Consider the following 21,392-nt stretch of genomic DNA (forward strand, 5'->3'; position numbering starts at 1 on the left):
TTCCACAAGTGGAATCGTTTTTTCTTTTACCTAGCATTTCCCTCAAAAATTCCTCCTCTCCAAATTTTCCCCTCCTGATCAATGAGTACTGCTTGGGTTCTTTTTTCGCGGATAAAACTCTTTCCATCCATATCTCCTAATAAAAGAACGGTCTTTGCCCATACATCCGCTTCAACAGCGGTGGGAGCGGTAACGGTCGCTGAAACAATTTTGCTCTCAGACGGCTGCCCGGTTCTAGGATCTATCAAATGATGCTGCCACTCTCCGTTTAACTTCCACCTTCTTTTCATGGAAGTTGAGGTTGCAACCGCACCGCTTTCAATCTGAATGGAAGAGAGGAGGTTGGTAGGATCAAATGGACTCTCGATCCCAATATTTAATGACCGTGGCAATGCTCCAAAAATACGAATATCACCGCCGACATTAATAAAGCCAAATCCTATTTTTTCTAACAATTCTGCTGCCCGGTCAATCACCCAGCCCTTTGCAATTCCGCCTAAATCAATTTTTGAAAAAAGAATGGCTGATTGCTGATCCTTTTCTAAAACAAAGGGTTTATTATTATGAATTACATTCTGGGAAAGGCTGGATAATTTAAATAATTGTCCTTTAATATGCTCAATTGATTTTACATAACCACTGCTTTCAAGAGAAGTTAATACTCCCGGATTGAAAACACCACAAGTTTCAAGAAAAAAGTGTTCAGCATCTATTAGTATCGAAAACATTTCAGGAGAAACGGTTACTTGTTTCCCTATTTGTTTATTTAATTGGGATAATTCGCTATCCTCTTTAAACCGGCTGCAGGTGTACTCGATTAAATCAAAAAGCTTATAGATCGGCATCAAATCATTCGCAAACATTTCTTGGTTAATCGAGATTTTCACCATCGTACTCATGGAGTTAAATTGATATTGATACATCAGGTACCACCCGTTGTTGTGTCAAAGCCATCTTGATGCCCAAATGAATGACTGCCGCCAGAAAATTGATCTTGATTTTGCTGAAAAGAATCATCGCTGTTCCCTTGCCCGTATTGCGATGCTTGATCATCATCAAAACTAAAATTTGAACTCGAATTGGAATCTCCAGATGACTGATTTCCACTGGAATCAAGATTATTTTGTGCTTGTTTATTTGTATTTTGATTAGCCGGAGAGTTTTGACTCACTGCTGCTTGATGATTATTTCCATTTGATAGTCCGAGATAGGATACCATCCCTGCGACTAATGCCAAGCTTCCAAAGCTGACGCCCCACGAGATTCTTTGTTTTTTATCCAATTTTTTGTCTCCTTTCCTTCTTTCTGATAGTAGTTTAAAAGCCGAACCTTAAATTATTCTTAAATTTTTTTGGGTGTTGATTTTTAAAATTCTGAAAATAAGGAAATAATGATAGGAAAAAAACAAAGGGAGAGAGTAAAGTGATTCAGGTTAAACTGTTTGACCGGGAGCATGAAAAGGATTTGGAAAAGGAAATGAATCGTTTTTTAAAAGGTTTAGATGAAAAAAGTCTGCTGGATATAAAATACAATGTTGCGGCATTGACAGAGGATGAAGAGGAGGAACAAATTTATTGTTTTTCTGCGATGATTATATATAGATCCTGACAATTATTTGTCAGGATCTAGTTTTTGCAGAAAGTGCGGCATTTGTACCGGCGAGCCTTCCAGTTACAAGTGCAGAGGTAATATTATAACCTCCTGTATATCCATGTATATCAAGTATTTCTCCACAAAAATATAAGCCATTCATCATTTTAGAGCCCATCGTTTGCGGCTCAATTTCTTTTACAGAAACTCCGCCGCCGGTGACAAATGCTTTTTCAAGTGGCAGGGTGCCATTCACTTTAAAGGTAAATTGCTTGCAGCTTTTTGCGAAACTACGAATTTTTTCATGAGAAACAATCCCACACTGTGCAGCAGGATCTATCCCATTGTTCTCCAGTAAAAATAGAAGGTATCGCTCTGGAAACATCCCTTTTAAGGTGTTTTTGATACTCTTCTTTGGTTCATTTTTTACGAGCCTGCTAATTTCTTGAAAAAGTGCCTCCTCTTTTTTGTCAGGGAGGACATCTAGGCTCATCGTTACCTCTTTTAAATTCCACTTCTTCATCGCTTTGACAACAAATTGGCTACAGCGTAAAACAGCTGGGCCGCTTACCCCAAAATGAGTAAAAATCATATCCATTCGATGAGATATAATTGGTTTGCTTTTTGGATTTAAAACACTTAATTCAATATCTCTTAGGGACAGTCCCTGAAGAGCTTTCTTTTGGATAAACGCTTCGCTTGAAGTGACAGGTACTTCTGTCGGGAACAACTCGGTCACTTTGTGCCCGGCTTTTTCTGCCCATGCGTATCCATCCCCGGTTGACCCGGTATGGGGAACAGATTTTCCACCTACCGCAATTACAACCGATTTTGCGGTTAGTTTTTGACCATCCCTCAGTGTGACGCCTGAAACCTGCCCGTTTTCATAGAGGACATCCTTTACGGCCGTATTTTTAAAAACCCGGACCTTCAGTTCTTCTAATTTTTGCAAAAGAGCATCTACAACCGATTGAGCCTTATTCGACGCTGGAAACATCCGCCCGTGATCTTCCTCTTTTAAGGCTATCCCGAGTTTTTCAAAAAAAGCAATAATATCCTCATTACTAAAAATGGAAAACGCACTATATAAAAATTTTCCATTCCCTGGAATATGCTTTATAATTTCATCAACAGGGAGCCGGTTTGTCACATTGCACCGTCCTCCCCCTGAAATAGCAAGCTTTCGGCCAAGCTTGTCTCCTTTATCAATCAAAAGAACTCTTGCACCCTTTTCACCGGCGGCTATTGCTGCCATCAGGCCTGACGGACCACCGCCAATGACTATACAATCAAATTCCATTCTCTCACCACTTTATTTTCCTAGAAATTTTTGGTTAAACTATTGAAATACATTGTTTTATTATAAACCTTACCATTTTTTCTGAAAAGAAAACGGAAAGTCAATATTTCAAAAAAATTTAATATGGTTGCTAGTAGCGTGAAAGGGAAAACAGTTGTAAACTACTATAGTATGCAAAAAAGTCGAATTAACTTTGAGAAAGAACATATTTTAAAATTTTAACATGAATACTGTCTAGCTCCAGCGCCTAGCCCCTCGAGGTCGCTTCGGTCCAGTTGATGAAGTCAAAGAACGACTTCACCGTCTGGCCCTCCAGCGCTTGTCGGGGCTGAACAAGGCGCTTACGCTTTTCGAAGTAGGAAGGGATTCTATGTCGTCTAAGCTTTTAAGAGGAACGTTTATATTAACCTTTGGAACGATTTTATCAAAGGTTCTTGGCTTATTCTATGTCATACCTTTTTATCAAATTGTCGGGTCTTCGGGAACAGCCCTTTATCAATACTCGTATGTTCCTTATACGATTTTTATCAGTATTGCAACAGCTGGGGTACCGCTTGCCGTTTCAAAGTTCATTTCCAAATACAATGCCCTTGAAGAATACGCTGTTGGCCGTAAGTTATTTAAATCGGGATTAGTGATTATGCTGTCGACCGGATTTGTCTCATTCTTAATCCTCTATTTTTCTGCCCCGCTTTTCGCAGAAATGATGTTTACGAAAAATGAGGATGTTGGCTCAAGTCTAAAAGATATCACAACGGTTATTAGGGCAGTCAGCTTTGCCTTGATCGTCGTTCCGTTTATGAGTTTAATCCGCGGATTTTTCCAAGGCCATCAATCGATGGGGCCTTCCGCCGTTTCGCAGGTAATTGAGCAAATTGTCAGGATTGCCTTTACACTTGCAGGTGCATATGTGGTCTTGCATTGGTTAAATGGCAGCACCGTGCAAGCGGTCAGTGTCGCAACCTTTGCTGCCTTTGTTGGAGCTATCGGAAGCCTATTGATGTTATTTTGGTATTGGTATAAGAGAAAACATTATTTGGATGAACTTCTTATCCATGATAAAGGAACCATCAATATCTCATTAAAAGAAATTTATAAAGAAATTGTGCTTTACGCAGCCCCATTTGTATTTGTAGGAATCAACAATCCGTTATTCCAGGCGATCGACCAATTTACCTTTTACCGTGCATTAGGGGCAACGGAATTTGCTAAATCAGCCTTCTCTATTTTAAACTTTGAGTCTCATAAGATTGTTATTATTCCAGTATCACTGGCAACTGGATTTTCGTTGGCACTTGTCCCAAGTATCACGAAAGCATTCGTTGAAAAAGACCGAAGTGGATTGAATCGCCAATTAAATCAAGCATTTCAGGTACTTCTTTATTTAACTTTACCGGCAGCCATTGGACTTTCTTTACTGGCTGAACCTGTTTATACCGTATTTTATGAGCATAAAATGCTAGGTGTTGAAGTGTTAAGGGCATACGCCCCTGTGGCGATCTTGTTTTCCTTGTATTATGTAACGGCCTCCATTTTACAAGGGATTAATGAACAACGCTTTACGGTTTTAACCTTGCTGGTAGGATTATTGATAAAATTATCATTAAATATTCCACTGATACAAAAGTGGGGACCACAAGGGGCAGTACTTGCCACTACTCTTGGGTACATGGCAGCCATCTCCGTCAATTTATTTGTGATAAAAAAATTTATAGGGTTTCAGTATCGGCTTGTTTTTCGGAGAAGCTTACTAATCTTCATTTTTGCCGGCTGTATGTGGGCAGGTTGTGAAATCGTTTATCGATTATTGACGTTATTCCTATCACCTGCTTCTAAAGGGCAATCTCTTATTATTATTGTCATTACGGCAGCAGTAGGAGCAGCAGTCTATTTTTATCTTGGTTTAAAATCAGGATTGATTAACCTGTTATTTGGGGACCGCGTTGACCGGATAAAGCAAAAGCTCCATATAAGAGTTTAAATACCTTCTCAAAAGGGGTGTAAGCGATGAGAATTGATAAAATGCTGGCGAATCTTGGATATGGGAGCCGTAAAGAAGTAAAACAGCTTCTAAAAAGCGGTGCCGTAAAGGTGAACGATGTTGTTGTAAAAGATGCCAAACAGCATGTGGAGCCTCATCTAGAAACCGTGACACTAAACGGTGAAGTAATTGAATATAAAGAGTTTATTTATTTGATGATGAACAAACCGCAAGGGGTTTTATCAGCTACTGAGGATAATTCCTGTGAAACGGTTATTGACCTATTGGAGCTTGAGGATCAAGTGTATGAGCCCTTTCCTGTCGGCAGGCTGGACAAGGATACGGAAGGTTTGCTATTGATTACGAATGATGGTCAGTTGGCCCATCGCTTACTTGCTCCTAAAAAGCATGTCCCAAAGACTTACTTTGCGGTAATTGACCAAGAGGTAACGGAGGAAGATGTCCGTGCTTTTGGAAATGGGGTCACACTTGATGATGGCTATAAAACAAAGCCAGGCGAGTTGAAAATTTTAAAATCAGGGCTTCGTTCTGATATTGAACTTACGATTACCGAAGGGAAATTCCATCAAGTTAAAAGAATGTTCGAAGCAGTTGGGAAAAAAGTCGTATACCTTCAGCGAATTTCGATGGGACCGCTGGCTCTGGATGAGACACTCGAACTTGGCGAATATCGCGAACTAACGGATGAAGAAGTGGAGTTATTGATGGAGTTTCAAGTGAAATAGAATAAAGCATGGAAAAAGCAGCCAGGCGTATGGCTGCTTTTTCCATTGGTTGCTAATCTTTTTGATTTTCGTAAACCGAATAACCGCCGATATTTTTAATCCATAGCTTTGCATTTTTTCCATCCTGATCTGCAATCCATAAGTCTTCCTCAGCAGATGCAATATCTTTTTTCCGCAACCAAGTTACCTTGCTGACAGAAGGAATATAAACCGGGCTGTAATCCCCCAAGCCTGCTGGTGGATGAGTAATCTGAGTCTGCTTCTGGTCATTAATATTGATAAAAAATAAGGATGGATCGGGGCGTTTGCTTGCTTCGTTTGACCACTCTTTTTCCTTCACTCTAGAAACGTAAAGTGTATTGTCATCTTTCCATCCAAATCCTAATTCAGCAAAATTCACAGGGGTCAGACTGAGGGTATTGTAGGCTGGAAGTTCCGTGACCTTCAAGTTTTTATTTTTGAAACCAAAAACAATTCTTCCACCACCTGCAATATAACCGATTAAATCTTTATGTAATGCCCACTGTGGAGGATCCACTCCAAGGATAACCTCATCTAAGACCTCGAAATTCTTTCCATCTGAAGAAATAACACAAACCATATTACTGTCCATTGACCAAGACGCTGTTGGCCCCACAATAAAAGAAATCCACTTGCCATCAGGAGAAAACTGAAAATCAGTTCCATCAATTGCAATAATACTGACATTGCCTTTCTTCAATTCCTTTGGGATTGTATAGAATGGTTTAACATTATTCGTTAAGCTTGTCATCTTTTTCAAATTCTTTTCCAAATTGATTTTAAAAAGAATAGGATTTGTCCACCCATCAGGCCTTAATGATGCACTAGAAGAGGTAATGAAAGAGCGTCCGTCCGGAAACCAATTATAGTCTCGGACCCCTAATGCAATGTTATAAAAATGATTAAGATCCGATACATTTAGAACACCGCCGCTTTGAAAGGCTACCAAATTTTCTATTGGAGACCATTTCGGGTTCGTCCCATTTAAAGTGATTCGTTTGTGTATTTTTGTTTCGGTATTGTAAACCCAAATTTCTGTAGTGTATTCTGGTGTTTGGTTTTTTTTCGACTCGGCTTGGTACAAAACCCATTTTCCATCATGCGACCATTGTGGGGCATAGGGATATATGCTTGGTTTTTTTGTTATTTTCTCCTTTCTTCCATTCATCATGATCCATACAAAGCCATCTTTGATATAGGCCATTTTTATATGACTCTCAATTGGTTCTGCCTTTGCAAATGTTGGCAGCAGCAAAAATAAAATAAATACTATGGAAATTTGTTTTTTCATTCTTTCACCTCATCTTCAATTATTTTCCACAATTAAGGGAGAATTATGTTGAAAAAAACAAATGAACAATATTTGCAAATAACATGATTAAACAGTGGGTAATCTATAAATATTTACTTGGGATTTTTGAAAAGGGGGAAAGTATACCATGAAGCTAACACATGAGCAGCGGATTGAGTTACATGGCTTTAATAACCTGACAAAATCACTTAGCTTTAATATGTATGATATTTGTTATACAAGAACGAAAGAAGAACGTGAGGCCTATTTGCAATATATTGATGAGGAGTACAGTGCGGACCGATTAACCAAAATGTTAAAGCATGTTTCAGACATCATTGGAGCCCATGTCTTAAATATTGCCAGTCAAGATTTTGAGCCGGCTGGAGCAAGTGTGACTCTCTTAGTATCAGAAGGTCCTGTTGAGCACGCGCCATCTGAGTCCTTTGAGGAATCTCCTGGGCCGTTGCCGGAATCAGTCGTCATGCAGTTGGATAAAAGTCATATTACCGTTCATACATACCCGGAATATCATCCAGATGAAGGCATTAGTACCTTTAGGGCAGATATTGATGTTTCTACCTGCGGAGAAATTTCACCGCTTAAGGCACTGCATTATTTAATCCGGTCGTTTGAAACAGATGTGATGATTGTTGATTATCGTGTGCGCGGATTTACTAGGGATAAAAGTGGACATAAGTTATTTATTGATCATGAAATCAGTTCGATTCAAAATTATATTCCTGAAGATGTTGGCGAAATGTTTGATATGATTGATGTAAATGTTTACCAAGAGCATATTTTCCACACAAAATGTAAGCTGCGGGAATTTGATTTAAATAATTACTTATTTGGTTACACAAAGGACAAATTATCCCCTGACGAACATATTGAAATCACCGAAAGAATTAAAATGGAAATGGACGAAATTTTTTATGGGAAAAATATAGTCCAATAACGAGTAAAGGGCATGGAGAATAATTCCAAGCCCCTTTTATTATGAAAATTACCCATTTAACAAATGATGAAGCATTCTCTCCTTGTTATCAAAAAATTGTTTCATCATTTTATAGTGATTGGTCTCTTCAAGAGGACATTCATGAATCCCTTCTTCTGTAAACTCAAAAATTTTCGCATTAGGATATGCCATGATTATTGGAGAATGGGTTGCAATAATAAATTGTGAATGATCTTTAACTAGGTCATGAATTCTTGTTAGCATCGACATTTGCCTCAGCGGTGAAAGGGCTGCCTCAGGTTCATCCAATAGATAAACCCCATTTCCACGAAACCGATGAAGGAACGTGGCGAAGAAGGCCTCTCCGTGAGATTGTTCATGCAATGAGACTCCCCCAAAAGAATCGATGACTCGAGGACCGCTGCCTTCCCGATCTAATTCCTCAATATTTGAAGCAACATTATAAAAACTTTCTGCCCGCAGGAAAAAACCATCACTCGGTCGATTAACTCCTTTTATAACCCTCATATAATCCCCAAGTGGTGAGTGAGAATCATAGGTTGAAAAATTGAAGTTAAGGGATCCTCCTTCTGGATTAAATCCTAATGCAAGGGCAATTGCTTCAAGCAAGGTTGACTTTCCCATCCCATTCTCCCCAATGAGAAAAGTTACATTTGGGTGGAATTCTAATTCATCCAACGATCTAAGACTGGGCAGATTAAATGGATATTTTTTGAAGGAAGGAACGTGACTCCTCTTTAATTGGACGCATCGTAAATATTGATTATTTATCATAAATATACCTCAAGAGGAAATTTTACTTTGATTGTATCAGAAATTTCTACTTCTCTTAAATGAAACTTTTTCCAAAATTTAACGTAATATTGGTAGATAGAAAAAGTTACGAGGAGTGGCAGAATGAACAAGGATTCACTTTATTTTAAAGATAATTTTTTTTCGTCTGGCAGGACGGAGGTTTATAATAGTTTAAAAGAGAAGGTAGGGGAGTTGGATCTCAAGAGCGCCTTTTCTTCTAGTATTGACGTAATAGATGGGAATGGGAAAAAGATTATTAGTGGTAGATTTGGATTTTTTAGCAATAAGTGGAGAATTTCAGACGGCAGCGAGCAAGAAATGGGGATCCTTAAACAAAAGCTAACCTTCCTGGCTAAAAAATATGAATATAATGCCTTTGATCGAGGTGTTTATATAATTGAAGCAGAGGCTTTCTCTCGTACATATGAAGTATTTGATGAGCGATCGAACCCAATAGCCAAATTTGAAAAAGTAAGCGGATTCTTTGCCTCCCCAGCTTTTCAATTAACTAATTTTAACGAGAATCTCCGTTCAGAGGAATTAATTGCGATTATAATGGGAGTCAATGCCATTCAAAAAAGAAGAAGAAGTAATGGAGCAGCGGCTGGCAGTCCGGGAAATTAATTTTATAAAGTTTTTAATAAATCCATTTTTGAATGAAACAAGTCTTTTAAGGTGACTTTACTATTGTAGAGTTGCTGTTTTTATATAAAAATAATTGACATGAAACCAAAGGGTGTTATATATTTTAAATGCGAAACCAAATGGTTTCTTATTTGTTTGCATAAATCTATTATTAAAACCTGAACATTTTGAGGAGGACTTTTTAAAATGACGAATGAAACACTACAAGATATCAGATATACAGAAATCTACAATGCTCCCATTGATAAAGTATGGGCCGCTGTTGCAACTTCAGAAGGGCTTGCTGCATGGTTCATGCCGAACGATATGGAACCGGTAGAAGGCCATGAATTTCATTTGAATGCCGGACAGTTTGGAATGTCCCCTTGTAAGGTTACACTAGTCGACCCGCCTAATCGTCTTTCTTTTAATTGGGGAAAGGATTGGACCCTTACATTTGAATTAAAAGAGTTGGAGGGAAAAACTGAATTCACCTTAATCCATGGCGGCTGGGATGCGAATAAGGTTACTGAATTTGGTGCACCGCATACTCCAATCCGTGAAAATATGAACCAAGGCTGGGCAGGTCTTGTTAAAAAATTACAAGGATATGTTGAAGCATAAATGGAAGCTTCTTCGGCCAAACATGATGTCTTTCAAGCCATCGCTGACCCAACTCGCCGAAGGCTGCTAAAACTTTTAAGCCAGCAGGAAATGCCTGTTAAAGATATAAGCAATCAATTTCCAATTAGCCGTACCGCCGTTTCCAAGCACTTAAGAGTATTAGCTGATGCAGGTCTGGTTAAGGAGCGAAAGGTCGGAAGAGAAACACGGTACAAGCTTGAACCTGAGCCATTATATGAATTAAAGGACTGGCTCCAATATTTTGAAATCTTTTGGGAAAACAAACTTTCGGCGCTCAAGCGTCTTGTGGAAACCGATGAGCCGGACCACATTCATATATCGGGACCTACAAAGGTAATCGAGACTGAAGAATAGAAAAAAGTGATACCCTCACAAATGGGTATCACTTTTTGGTTTAATATGAAGCGTCCACTATCTTTTTAGAGTGCTAGATGGCTTTTTATTGCTAATTCATTTTTCGAACTGTAAATGAAAGAACAATCAAAATTCCCATGATGACCAAACAAACAGTTGATCCAATAAGATTATTTGAATTTAACAGAAACCCAATAAAAATGACACTTAAAGAAACAATCGCAAAAATAGTAGTGAATGGGAATCCAATTACCCTAAAAAACGGTTTGCTTTTATAATGTGGTCTAAGCTTTAACTGAGCTGCACAGATACTAATCCAAATTAACATCACTGTAAACCCTGGAATCGTCATTAAGTAACTAATTACCTGGTCTGGGGTGATATAGGCTAAAAATATTCCGACTAAAATCCATGCACTTGTAATCAAAATCCCTGCAATCGGGGTTCCATTTTTAGAAATTTTTAATAGACTTTTCGGTGCTACACCGCTTTGTGCCATTGAAAATAAGGTTCTTGATGTAGCATAAATACCGGAATTGGCTGCTGAAAGAACTGCCGTTAAGAGCACAAAGTTCATAATATGTGCGGCACCTGGAAGCCCGGTAATACTCAATACCTGGACAAAGGGACTATCTACGCCTGATACCTTGTTCCATGGTATCATCCCGCAAATGATAAGGATTGGGAAGATATAAAAGATAATGACTCGCCATACTGCCCCTTTAATGATCTTTGGCAAAACTTTTTCAGTATCTTTTGTTTCCGTAACAGCAACCCCAATTAATTCTGCTCCGCCATAGGAAAACATTACAACTAGGAAGGCGCTGGCCACACCGTGAAAACCGTGCGGGAAAAAACCGCCATATGCCGTATAATTGGACAGCGGGTCGTGAATCGAGCTTGGGATTATTCCTACTAGGATTAATACACCCAAGATAATAAAAGCCGTTAAAGCTAAAATTTTGATTCCTGCAAACCAAAATTCAAGCTCTCCATAGTATTTAACTTGAAATAAATTAATTCCCACAATCAATAATCCACAAAAAAGACTTAACAGCCATAATGGTGCAGAAGGGAACCAGAATTGCAGGAAACTTCCCGCAGCGAGCAACTCAACAACGGTAACAATGATCCAGTTAATCCAATAGAGCCAACCAACAATGAACGAAACTTTGAATCCAAATGCTTTATTAACCAAAAGCTGTACGTTTAAGTTTGGATAGGAAACTGCCATTTCCCCTAATGCTGCCATAATGATTAACAATAATATTCCGCCAATAAAATAGGTTAATACAACACCGGGACCAGCGATATTTAATGTGTCTGAACTTCCTTTGAAAATTCCGGTCCCAATCATTCCAGCTAAGGCAATAAGCTGAACATGACGCGGTAATAACCCTCTTTTTAATCCTTGGTGATTTTTTTCCAAAATGCTCCTACCCTTCTATATACCACGAGTGTTCTTTTGTGCTTAAACGCTTTTATGCGTTAAAGTTTTTTTATATTAATATAATATATTTTAAAAGTTTATAAATCAAGTATAGTCTGATATCTTTGCCATAATGATAAATAATTTCGCTTAAAGAATTTTTTTGCCTGAAGGAAACTTTTTAGATTTCACGAATAAAATAATAGTAAAATTGGAGGGTGATAGAAATGTATTCGACCCCGCGTATCCATAAAAAAATCTTAAAATATTCTTTCCTTTTTAAAATGCTGGGCATTATAAATGACCAGGAATTTAAAGCAATAACGGGTGTGGATTTTTTACATGCTGACGGTAAAAGGTAAGTGGCTGAATTTTTACTAGTAATGACTTATTTTAAAAAGGGCAAAAAAAATAGCACGCGAACTTATCGCATGCTATTTTTTCATTATTTTGTTATTCATTAATAAACTGTTTAAGAAGAAATCTTTACTTTCTTTTCTGTGGTGGTCCATTTTCCGCGGCTTGGGCTTATAACCAAGTCATTATAGGCTAAGACATTTAAATCTCGTTGTATGGTGCGAGGAGTGATACCAAATTCCTCTACAAGTTCCTGCGTTGTCACAGTGCCATTATTGCGAATAAACATGTAGATACATTTGATGCGGTTTAACATCCGGTTAGTTGAAGGTTTCAAAGAACCACTCCCTATCCTTTTTTCAAACCTATGGCGAATTCCCTCTACCGACAGCCTCTTTGAAGAAGTACTCTTCAAGAATATGTAGTTTCTTTTCCGCAGACATCTCCTTTGCATGGACGTTTAGTGGACACTTAGATGTCATACATCTAACCTTATTGTACCCACAATTTCTGAAAATTTCCACCATTATACATCATTTTACAAATAATCTTTTTATTTATAGATAGTGGTTACTCTCCCTCCTTTAAATTCTCTTAGTATAGAATATGGGGAATCAAGCTAGAAATATGATAAATTAATTGAATTTTTTGTAAATTATTTATAGCAAGTCTGTTTTTAACTTGTCTGTTGATTTCCGCTCCAATCAACATTGTTACAACATTCAACAAGACTTTTAATATAGCCAATAATTAAAAATAATAATGGATTTCGATTTTGTTATGAAAATTGGTAAGATATTTGCAATAATAATATTGTCTTTATGTATCATATTTGCTTTAGGAGGCATTTGAATTGACAAAGATTGATTGGATTATTGAGGTGGAAAAAAGAAAAGAGGCACTGCTCACAGATGCACAGGGATTATTACATATTAAAAGCTTATTAGATGAAGAAAATGCTACGCAGGATGCCCCGCTAGGTAAAGGGGTGAAAGAGGCATTAGATTACATGCTGACTCTAGGGGAGAAGGATGGGTTTAACCCTAAAAATGTTGGGAATCTAGCTGGACACCTGGAGTTTGGAGAGGGGAGGAATTTGCTGGGAATTCTCTGCCATGTCGATGTTGTTCCAGAGGGGGACGGCTGGACAAGTAATCCCTATGCAGCTGAAGTGCGAGATGGAAGAATCTATGCAAGGGGAGCGATTGATGATAAAGGGCCGACAATAGCAGCTTATTATGCCATGAAAATTGTGAAGGAACTTGGTCTGCCGTTGAAGAAACGGGTACGAATGATTATTGGAACGGATGAAGAAAGCAATTGGCGCTGTGTGAAACATTATTTTCAGCATGAAGAAATGCCTTCTCTTGGATTCGCTCCGGATGCTGACTTTCCGATTATTAACGCAGAAAAGGGAATTTCCGACTTTGATATGGTTCAAAAAGGAACGGATCAGGTTAATACAGATGCAAATGTTGAAGTTCAAACCTTTCTTTCAGGGAAAAGATATAATATGGTTCCTGATCATGCAAAGGCAGTGATTCAGATTAAGGAGAATCAGGCAGAGATCATTGAAATGTTTACAAATTTTATGAACCAATATAAACTCGATCATCACTATTCAGAAGAAAATCAAAAGCTCACTTTAGAAGTAAAGGGAATTTCTGCTCATGGAATGGAGCCAAGAAACGGTAAAAATGCCGGCCTATTCTTATCAGAGTTTCTTTCAAAGCTCAATTTAGATCGAAAAGCAGCCCAATATTTTCAATTTGTTTCCCGTTATTTTTTTGATGATTCAAGGGGAGTTCATTTAGGAGTTGCTTTTTCAGATAATATTTCAGGAGAATTAACCATCAATCCTGGTAAGTTCTCTTATACAAAAGAGTCCGGTGGGACAATTGGAATGACGTGCAGATACCCTGTCACCAACAAGATGGAAGCAACAAAAGAAAAATTAGACGCACTGTTGATAAACGAAGGTTTTACGATTGAAAACTTTTCAGATTCTAAACCGCATCATGTTGATGAAAAGGATTTCTTGATTCAGACGTTAAAGAAGGTTTATGAAGAGCAAACGGGTGAGAAAGCGGAACTGCTGGCAATTGGCGGTGGAACCTATGCGCGTTCTCTTAAGTCAGGTGTAGCCTTTGGGCCATTATTTCCGGGAAGACCGGATGTAGCCCACCAAAAGGATGAATATATTGATCTTGAGGATTTATTCAAAGCCACAGCCATCTACGCACAAGCAATCTATGAACTGGCAAAAGAAGAATAAAGCAAAAAAAGTAAAGACGTGTCAGCAAACCCCTGCTGCACGTCTTTTTTTAAGGCTTTGAAAAAGGACAATCTTGAATTGGTGAGGAAGGTGAGCATCCTGGAGCGGAAATCAACAACCAAGTTTAACACGGCCTTTTTTAAAAGTATTTATTATAAATAAATTCTTTAACAATGTAAAAAATATCGGAAACCTTTGAATTTTGTATTAGATACAAATGGAGGCAAATCGACTAAAATTAAGTAAAGGAAGGATTTAGAAATGAATCATCAAACTCATTTTTTTTACGCTGTTCCAATTCCAAAAGAAATAAAATTAATCATGAAAGACCATTGTGAAAAATTAAAACAGTCCCTTCCTTTCAACCGCTGGGTTCATCATGAAGATTTACATATTACTTTAGCCTTTTTAGGATTTGCACCTTCAGATCAACTTGAAAAATCAATAGAAAACGTTAGGAAAGAACTAAGGGGAACATCTTCTTTTTCACTGCAAATCAACCAACTTGGAACTTTTGGACGTAAAGAATCCCCCCGTATCTTTTGGGCGGATACGATAAAAAGTGATGAACTTCAGTTGGTAAGAAGAAAAGCATTTACAGCATGTGAAAATTCAGGTTTTCAGCTTGAAACAAAACCGTTTCGTCCTCATATCACCCTTGCAAGGAAATGGACAGGGGATGAACCTTTTCATCATGATAAACTTGATGTTTGGCAGGAACTACAGCCGAAACCACTTGTTTTTATAGCGAATGAAGTGGTTTTATTTCAAACCCATATAGAGAAAACACCAAAATATGAAGTAAAGGAAATTTTCCCTCTAATAAAATAAAAAGGTTGATTCGGTATGAAGACCATCTACTTTATTATTAATCCCAAGGCTGGAAGCGGGACCTGTAAAAAAATCTGGAGGAAGATTGAGAGCCAATTAAAGGTCGAACAAATACCCTATATAGCGTTTTTTACGAATTCCCCGGGACATGCAAAAACACTTGCATTACAAATTGCGGAGCGTGTCGAGGAGCACACCATCATCGTTGCACTTGGCGGTGATGGAACCGTGCATGAAGTGATGAATGGAGTTGTAAACTATAATAATATTACTCTTGGATTTATTCCTGGAGGATCAGGAAATGATTTTTCGAGAGGATTTGAAATTCCCTCTAAACCGAAGCAAGCCCTTAATGCACTACTCCGTTTAATGCAAAATGAAGCAAGCGTTGATATTGGGAAAATCGATAGGGGGGATCAATCAACTTGCTATTTTATAAACAATATGGGTGTTGGATTTGATGCGCTGATTTCATATGATGTGAATCGTTCAAAGATTAAATCCGTCTTAAATAGCCTATCCTTGGGAAGGTTAGTATATGTTAATTTTTTATTGATTAAACTTTTTAAGTATAAACGTTCAACAATTCGTTTATCAATTGATGGTAAAACGCATATATTTGAACATACATGGTTTGTCACAGTTTCGAATCAGCCCTTTTATGGCGGCGGAATGCAGATTGCACCAGATGCCAAGCCGAATGATGGCGTTTTTGATATTACGGTTGTCCATCAATTATCAAGGCTGAAACTGTTATTAGTTTTTATTAGTGTTTTTTGGGGAAAACATGTTCTTTTTAAGGAAGTAAAAATGCTTAAGGGCAAGAAAATTTCTATTCAATCATCAGCCCCCCTTTTTGCCCATGCTGACGGTGAGTTTATTGGTTATACTCCATTAAAGATACAGCTCAAATCAAAGGCATTAAAAATTCTTACAGGAAAACAAAATTTACAAGAATTTGGTTTGAAAGAGAGGGATTCGAATGATTTCCAGTGAACGAAATTTTCTTGCCTACTTAGATGAGATGAAGATCATTGCGATTCTTCTTCCTCTTTCATATCACCAAGGTAAGTCTGCAACATTTTCGATAAGTGATGGAATTAAGACACAGCCTCTAAAGATACTCGAGAAAAGACAAATTGAAAATAATAATAAATATGTTTGTCAGCTTGCAGATGAAATTAGTTTTGGAAAAGTATACTGGATAATGGATGAGCACGGTGGTAAAACAGACCTACAAATAGGTGCAGTAATTCGTACAGAATTATTCGATAAAAAATATTATTACGATGGAGATGACCTTGGGGCAAAATGTACGGAAACTTATACTCAATTTAAACTATGGGCACCGACTGCTACCCAAGTGAAAGTCAAACTACGGCAGCCTCAAGGTCCATATGCTGAAATTGTAAAAATGAAGCGACAGGATAGAGGGGTTTGGTCTGCAGTAGTCCATCGCGACTTAGACTATCATCACTATACTTTTCTCGTCCTTGTGAATCAAGTATGGCAGGAAGCTGCTGACCCCTATGCTACAGCTGTTTCGGTTAATGGGGAGCGGGGAGTAATCGTTAAGTTGGAAAAAACGGCGAGACCGAAAATCCCCTTGCCTGAATTGGAGAGTCCAGTCGATGCGATCATTTATGAAACACATATCAGGGATTTTACCATCCATCCCAATAGTGGAGTAAAGCACAAAGGGCTTTATCTTGGTGCAGGTGAATTTGATACAAAAAGAAAAGAAGGAGACGTGACAGGTCTCTCTTATTTAAAAGATTTAGGAATAACTCATATTGAATTTTTACCCTTTCATGATTTTGCCGGGGTAAATGAATTAGAAGCAAAAAAGGAATATAACTGGGGCTATAACCCTGTACATTTTAATGCCCCTGATGGAAGCTATGCTACCGACCCAACTGATCCCTATTCCAGAATTAAGGAACTAAAGCAATTAATTGATCAAGTTCATTATAAAGGTTTAAAGGTAATAATGGATGTCGTATATAATCATGTGTACAGTCGCGAAAACTCCCCATTTGAAAAAATAGTACCGGGCTATTATTTCCGTCATAATGAATTTGGGATGCCGTCAAACGGTACAGGAGTTGGAAATGATATTGCATCAGAAAGAAAAATGGTAAGAAAGTTTATTCTAGATTCCATTCGTTTCTGGCTGGAAGAATACCATATTGATGGTTTTCGTTTTGACTTAATGGGAATTCTTGATGTGCAAACCATGTCCGAAGTAAGAAAGATGTGTGATCGATTGGCAAAGGGGATCTTGTTAATTGGCGAGGGTTGGAATTTAAATACGCCCCTTCCGCTTGATAAAAAGGCGATTATTCAAAACCAGTCTAAACTTCCCACTATTGCTCAATTTAATGATAAATTCCGGGATACGATTAAAGGGAGTACCTTTAATTTATTTGATAAAGGATATGCCTTTGGAAATGAACATCACTATGAGGCAGCAGCTGATTTAATTGCCGGCAGTGTTGGAGTTGTGAAAAAGGAAAACAAGTTATTTAATGAGCCCTCTCAAACAGTCAATTATGTGGAATGCCACGATAATCATACAATGTGGGATAAACTATTGGCATGCTATCAAACGGAAGATGAATCCATTCGAATAAAATATCATTTGCTTGCAACAGCATGTGTGATTGTGTCACAGGGAGTTCCTTTTCTTCATAGCGGCCAGGAATTCTTTCGCACGAAGCATGGTGAAGGGAATAGCTATCGATCACCTGATTCTATAAACCAACTGGATTGGAATCGAAAATGCCGTTATATAAATAATGTTCAATATATAAAAGGTTTAATAGACATTCGAAAAAAGTTATCCTGTTTCAGATTACGCACCGCCGAGGAAATCCGCGCATCCATGAAACAAAGTCCCCTTCACGATCCGCTCATCACCTTTGTCTATCAAAATAAAAATGGAGAATATCGTGAAGTCTTTCTTGCCATAAATCCAAGAAAAAGTGAAGAAATAATCAACCTTCCAGAAGGAGAATGGTACGTGTTAGCTGACCATAATGAGGCTGGGATTTCTATGAGCAAAACGATTTCTGGGGGAGAAGTAAAAATTCAACCTATCAGTATAAATATTTTTGCGAAAAAATAGATTCTTTAGATTTACTTGACGAAAAAAGCTCTTTGGGGATAAAATTTATTAAGATGGCTATTGTGTGAAATGATATCAATAGCTTTTTTTATTTTTATTATTTAGTATAAAATCTCCTTAAATTTTAAAGCTGTGAAGTATTACAGGGAAAGAAAGAACCTTCCAGCAGCAAGGATTTTACTTCGGAATAAAATGGGCTAGTACCCCATTAGAACGGTCATAATTGAAGGTGAACAATTTTGGAACATTTACTTGGACAAGAATGGGAAATTGTCCCGGCTGGTGGAGCGACTGGAGAAGCTTTTGTTGCCCAGTATCAGGATCAAAAGCTTTTTCTGAAACGTAATTCCTCTCCATTTCTTGCGGTCTTATCTGCTGAAGGCATTGTCCCGAAGCTTGTTTGGACAAAACGATTGGAAAATGGTGATGTGATAACAGCACAGCAATGGCTTTCTGGAAGAGAACTTAAGCCGGCTGAAATGGATCAAGAAGTCGTCGCAAAGCTTCTGAAGAAAATTCATCGCTCAGAGCCAATGCTAGGCATGTTAAGCCGCCTGGAAAAAACGGCAATGTCTCCTGAAACGATTTTTCAATCCGTGCAATCACAATTAGATTCAGAGGTCCTGGGATTACCGGAAGTGCAAAAAACGATGGACTTTTTAAAAGAAGAAGTATCAAATATTTATAGCGAGGAAAAGGTTGTTTGCCATGGTGATGTTAATCATAACAACTGGCTGCTCGATGAAAACAACCAGTTGTACTTGATTGATTGGGACGGTGCCATGATTGCTGACCCTGCTATTGATTTAGGATTATTACTTTATTGGTATATTTCCGAAGAAAGCTGGGACCAATGGTTAGCGATGTATGGAAAATTGTTAACAGATGATTTAAGACTGAGAATGAAATGGTATGTGGCCATTCAAACGATATCTTCCATACAATGGCATAAAAATAAAAGTAGATTTCAGGAAATGGATAAGTGGGTTAAGTTTTTAAATGTCATTCTTTAATTAAGAGAATTGATCAATATTACTAACCCACCCGGATAGGTTCTCTTGGTTTGAAAGGATATGCTGGTCTAAATCAGCAGTCTGAGCTCCATTTTGGCTGTATTGATACACTTCCTGCAAAATGCTTTTTACATTTTGATCGACTTGTGTATTAACCATAAGGGATTTTACTAAACGTTCCAATTGTTCACATTCAGCAACAGATCCACAGCAATCTGTTTGATGATTGCTTAATATATCTTTTAGTAACGTAACTTGGTCTTGGTGACTTAATGGCATAGCGTAACACCCTTTCAAGTGATAATAAGTAGAATTCACAGTTAGGTTGTGAATTCTTTTTTTGTTTATACATTGCATCTAAGTTACTTGATTTCCAAAAGATTCGCCTTGCACTTATGGATCATCGCATGTTAAAGTTTGAACGAAAATATTTTTAGGAGTGTAATAATGAGACTTCGAAATAAGCCTTGGGCAAAGGAGAAAATAGAGCAGCACCCACAATATATAGTTCCCAATCCTGAAGATTTTAAAGGAAGATGGAAGGAAGCATTTGTGAAAGATCAGCCGCTTCACATCGAAATTGGAACAGGCAAAGGCCGTTTTATTACAGAAATGGCGAAGGCTCACCCTGACATTAATTATATGGGGATTGAGGTATACGACAGCGTGATTGTTGCGGCTTTAGATCGCTTAATTGAAGCGGATTTACCGAACCTTAAGCTATTAAATGTTAATGCAGAGGATTTAGAAAAATACTTTGCAAAAAACGATGTGGCTCGCGTGTATTTGAATTTTTCCGATCCATGGCCAAAAGTACGTCATGAAAAAAGAAGATTAATGTATAAAGACTTTTTGAAAAAGTATGAGGACATGTTAGTCGATGGTGGGGAAATTCATTTTAAAACGGATAATCAAGGTTTATTTGAATATTCGTTAAGGAGCTTTTCGGAATACGGTTTATTGTTGAAATATGTCAGTCTTGACCTCCATAACAGTGATTATGAAGGGAATATCATGACAGAATATGAACAAAAATTCTCTGAAAAAGGCAACCGCATATACCGCTCAGAAGTAAAATATCAAAATGAAGGATAGGACAGTTCTTTATAGGGCTGTCTTTTTTGTTTTCCTGAATTATCAGACAATGGTAAAATGAAGGAAGAGGAGGAGAGGTCCGTGGAAAAATTACAAATTGGAAGGGTAACGCTTACATGGCTTACCGGAGGAGTTACAAACTTAGATGGCGGTGCGATGTTTGGTGTTGTTCCAAAAATATTGTGGGATAGAAAGTATCCGGCTAACGAAAAAAACCAAATTGAATGTCCGACAGATCCGTTATTAATCCAAATGAATGGGATGAACATATTAGTTGAGACCGGAATCGGAAAAGGAAAATTAACAGAAAAACAATTGCGGAATTTTGGAGTAACAAAAGAGTCGGAATTGGATTCATCTCTTGAAAAAGAAGGACTAAAGCCGGAAGAGATTGATTATGTTCTTATGACTCATTTGCATTTTGATCATGCAGGCGGTCTTACGAAACTTGTTGATGGTGAATATGTTTCAGCTTTTCCAAATGCGAAAATTATCACGTCTAAAATCGAATGGGATGAGATGCGTGCCCCTAATATTCGCTCCAAAAATACATATTGGAAGGAAAATTGGCAGGCAATTGAAAAACAGGTCATACCCTTTGATGAAAAGTGGAGCTTAGGTTCCCTGACCTTGATTCATACCGGCGGGCATAGTAATGGACATTCGATTTTACTCATTGAAGATGGCGATGAGGTTGCCATTCATATGGCGGATTTACTAGCAACTCATGCCCATCAAAATGCGCTATGGGTAATGGCCTATGATGATTACCCAATGGATTCGATTGCCGCCAAAGAAAAATGGCTGCCATATGCCCTTGAGAAAAATGCCTGGTTTACCTTTTATCATGATGCCTTTTATCGTGCAGTTAAATGGGGTGCAGACGGACAAATAACGGATGCCATTAAAAGAAGCTAAAAAAATGGGGCGTACCTATCG

Annotated in this window: 22 protein-coding genes; 14 read left to right on the plus strand and 8 right to left on the minus strand. The window is 37.9% G+C overall.

Annotated features, from left to right (window positions below; translation table 11 throughout):
* Positions 1-26 precede the first annotated feature (26 nt).
* Both M028_RS0100425 and M028_RS0100430 read right to left on the minus strand, forming a co-directional pair.
* Positions 27-923: an FAD:protein FMN transferase gene (locus M028_RS0100425; protein ID WP_026572135.1), complete on the minus strand. Its 897-nt coding sequence runs from the start codon at positions 921-923 to the stop codon at positions 27-29.
* Positions 923-1,282 (minus strand): hypothetical protein, encoded by a 360-nt coding sequence (locus tag M028_RS0100430; protein WP_026572136.1) that lies wholly within the window; start codon positions 1,280-1,282, stop codon positions 923-925. The genes M028_RS0100425 and M028_RS0100430 overlap by 1 nt, the downstream gene beginning before the upstream one ends.
* A 140-nt stretch (positions 1,283-1,422) precedes the next feature.
* Between M028_RS0100430 and M028_RS0100435 the strand changes: the two genes are divergently transcribed.
* A complete protein-coding gene (locus M028_RS0100435; protein WP_026572137.1) occupies positions 1,423-1,608 on the plus strand; it encodes a sporulation protein Cse60 in 186 nt (61 codons plus the stop codon).
* A 10-nt stretch (positions 1,609-1,618) separates the two neighbouring features.
* On the opposite strand, the gene M028_RS0100440 is transcribed toward M028_RS0100435, so the two are convergent.
* Complete coding sequence (locus M028_RS0100440) at positions 1,619-2,890, minus strand: NAD(P)/FAD-dependent oxidoreductase (RefSeq protein WP_026572138.1); 1,272 nt, start codon at positions 2,888-2,890, stop codon at positions 1,619-1,621.
* A 370-nt stretch (positions 2,891-3,260) separates the two neighbouring features.
* Here M028_RS0100440 and M028_RS0100445 point away from each other — a divergent pair, with 370 nt between their 5' ends.
* Positions 3,261-4,871, plus strand: a complete 1,611-nt coding sequence (locus M028_RS0100445; protein WP_026572139.1) for a putative polysaccharide biosynthesis protein — start codon at positions 3,261-3,263, stop codon at positions 4,869-4,871.
* Positions 4,872-4,897: 26 nt separating this feature from the next.
* Positions 4,898-5,617, plus strand: a complete 720-nt coding sequence (locus M028_RS0100450; RefSeq protein ID WP_026572140.1) for a pseudouridine synthase — start codon at positions 4,898-4,900, stop codon at positions 5,615-5,617.
* 52 nt (positions 5,618-5,669) lie between these two features.
* On the opposite strand, the gene M028_RS0100455 is transcribed toward M028_RS0100450, so the two are convergent.
* The gene (locus M028_RS0100455; RefSeq protein WP_026572141.1) at positions 5,670-6,929 is read right to left on the minus strand and encodes a TolB family protein; all 1,260 of its coding nucleotides are present in this window, start codon (positions 6,927-6,929) and stop codon (positions 5,670-5,672) included.
* A gap of 148 nt (positions 6,930-7,077) precedes the next feature.
* Between M028_RS0100455 and speD the strand changes: the two genes are divergently transcribed.
* Positions 7,078-7,887 (plus strand): adenosylmethionine decarboxylase, encoded by an 810-nt coding sequence (gene speD, locus M028_RS0100460; protein WP_026572142.1) that lies wholly within the window; start codon positions 7,078-7,080, stop codon positions 7,885-7,887.
* Positions 7,888-7,935: 48 nt separating this feature from the next.
* Here speD and M028_RS0100465 read toward each other — a convergent pair whose 3' ends face one another.
* Positions 7,936-8,682, minus strand: a complete 747-nt coding sequence (locus M028_RS0100465; protein WP_197031354.1) for an AAA family ATPase — start codon at positions 8,680-8,682, stop codon at positions 7,936-7,938.
* Between the two features lie 123 nt (positions 8,683-8,805).
* Between M028_RS0100465 and M028_RS0100470 the strand changes: the two genes are divergently transcribed.
* From M028_RS0100470 to M028_RS0100480, 3 genes are all read left to right on the plus strand, one after another.
* Positions 8,806-9,327, plus strand: a complete 522-nt coding sequence (locus tag M028_RS0100470) for a hypothetical protein (RefSeq protein ID WP_026572144.1) — start codon at positions 8,806-8,808, stop codon at positions 9,325-9,327.
* A 207-nt stretch (positions 9,328-9,534) separates the two neighbouring features.
* Complete coding sequence (locus M028_RS0100475; RefSeq protein ID WP_026572145.1) at positions 9,535-9,951, plus strand: SRPBCC family protein; 417 nt, start codon at positions 9,535-9,537, stop codon at positions 9,949-9,951.
* A complete protein-coding gene (locus M028_RS0100480) occupies positions 9,952-10,326 on the plus strand; it encodes an ArsR/SmtB family transcription factor (RefSeq protein WP_026572146.1) in 375 nt (124 codons plus the stop codon).
* A gap of 91 nt (positions 10,327-10,417) precedes the next feature.
* On the opposite strand, the gene M028_RS0100485 is transcribed toward M028_RS0100480, so the two are convergent.
* Together M028_RS0100485 and M028_RS0100495 are read right to left on the minus strand one after the other, a co-directional pair.
* A complete protein-coding gene (locus M028_RS0100485; RefSeq protein ID WP_026572147.1) occupies positions 10,418-11,755 on the minus strand; it encodes an amino acid permease in 1,338 nt (445 codons plus the stop codon).
* Positions 11,756-12,227: 472 nt separating this feature from the next.
* On the minus strand, positions 12,228-12,449 hold the full coding sequence (locus M028_RS0100495) for a DeoR family transcriptional regulator (RefSeq protein WP_026572148.1): 222 nt from the start codon (positions 12,447-12,449) through the stop codon (positions 12,228-12,230).
* Between the two features lie 516 nt (positions 12,450-12,965).
* Here M028_RS0100495 and pepV point away from each other — a divergent pair.
* The 5 genes from pepV (at position 12,966) to M028_RS0100520 (ending at position 19,358) form a co-directional block, all read left to right on the plus strand.
* A complete protein-coding gene (gene pepV / locus M028_RS0100500) occupies positions 12,966-14,387 on the plus strand; it encodes a dipeptidase PepV (RefSeq protein ID WP_026572149.1) in 1,422 nt (473 codons plus the stop codon).
* Between the two features lie 261 nt (positions 14,388-14,648).
* A complete protein-coding gene (thpR, locus tag M028_RS0100505) occupies positions 14,649-15,218 on the plus strand; it encodes an RNA 2',3'-cyclic phosphodiesterase (protein ID WP_026572150.1) in 570 nt (189 codons plus the stop codon).
* Between the two features lie 15 nt (positions 15,219-15,233).
* Positions 15,234-16,214: a diacylglycerol/lipid kinase family protein gene (locus M028_RS0100510; RefSeq protein WP_026572151.1), complete on the plus strand. Its 981-nt coding sequence runs from the start codon at positions 15,234-15,236 to the stop codon at positions 16,212-16,214.
* A complete protein-coding gene (pulA, locus tag M028_RS0100515) occupies positions 16,201-18,345 on the plus strand; it encodes a type I pullulanase (protein WP_026572152.1) in 2,145 nt (714 codons plus the stop codon). Before M028_RS0100510 ends, pulA begins: the two co-directional genes overlap by 14 nt.
* A 239-nt stretch (positions 18,346-18,584) precedes the next feature.
* Positions 18,585-19,358 (plus strand): phosphotransferase family protein, encoded by a 774-nt coding sequence (locus M028_RS0100520; RefSeq protein ID WP_026572153.1) that lies wholly within the window; start codon positions 18,585-18,587, stop codon positions 19,356-19,358.
* On the opposite strand, the gene M028_RS0100525 is transcribed toward M028_RS0100520, so the two are convergent.
* A complete protein-coding gene (locus M028_RS0100525; protein WP_026572154.1) occupies positions 19,359-19,637 on the minus strand; it encodes a YtzH-like family protein in 279 nt (92 codons plus the stop codon).
* Positions 19,638-19,805: 168 nt separating this feature from the next.
* Here M028_RS0100525 and trmB point away from each other — a divergent pair, with 168 nt between their 5' ends.
* Both trmB and M028_RS0100535 read left to right on the plus strand, forming a co-directional pair.
* Entirely contained in the window at positions 19,806-20,453 is a 648-nt protein-coding gene (gene trmB / locus M028_RS0100530) for a tRNA (guanosine(46)-N7)-methyltransferase TrmB (protein ID WP_026572155.1), read from the plus strand.
* Between the two features lie 81 nt (positions 20,454-20,534).
* Positions 20,535-21,371 (plus strand): YtnP family quorum-quenching lactonase, encoded by an 837-nt coding sequence (locus M028_RS0100535; RefSeq protein WP_026572156.1) that lies wholly within the window; start codon positions 20,535-20,537, stop codon positions 21,369-21,371.
* The last annotated feature ends 21 nt before the right edge of the window (positions 21,372-21,392 follow it).

This window comes from Bacillus sp. UNC438CL73TsuS30, assembly GCF_000482325.1.
Classification (GTDB): domain Bacteria; phylum Bacillota; class Bacilli; order Bacillales; family Cytobacillaceae; genus Neobacillus.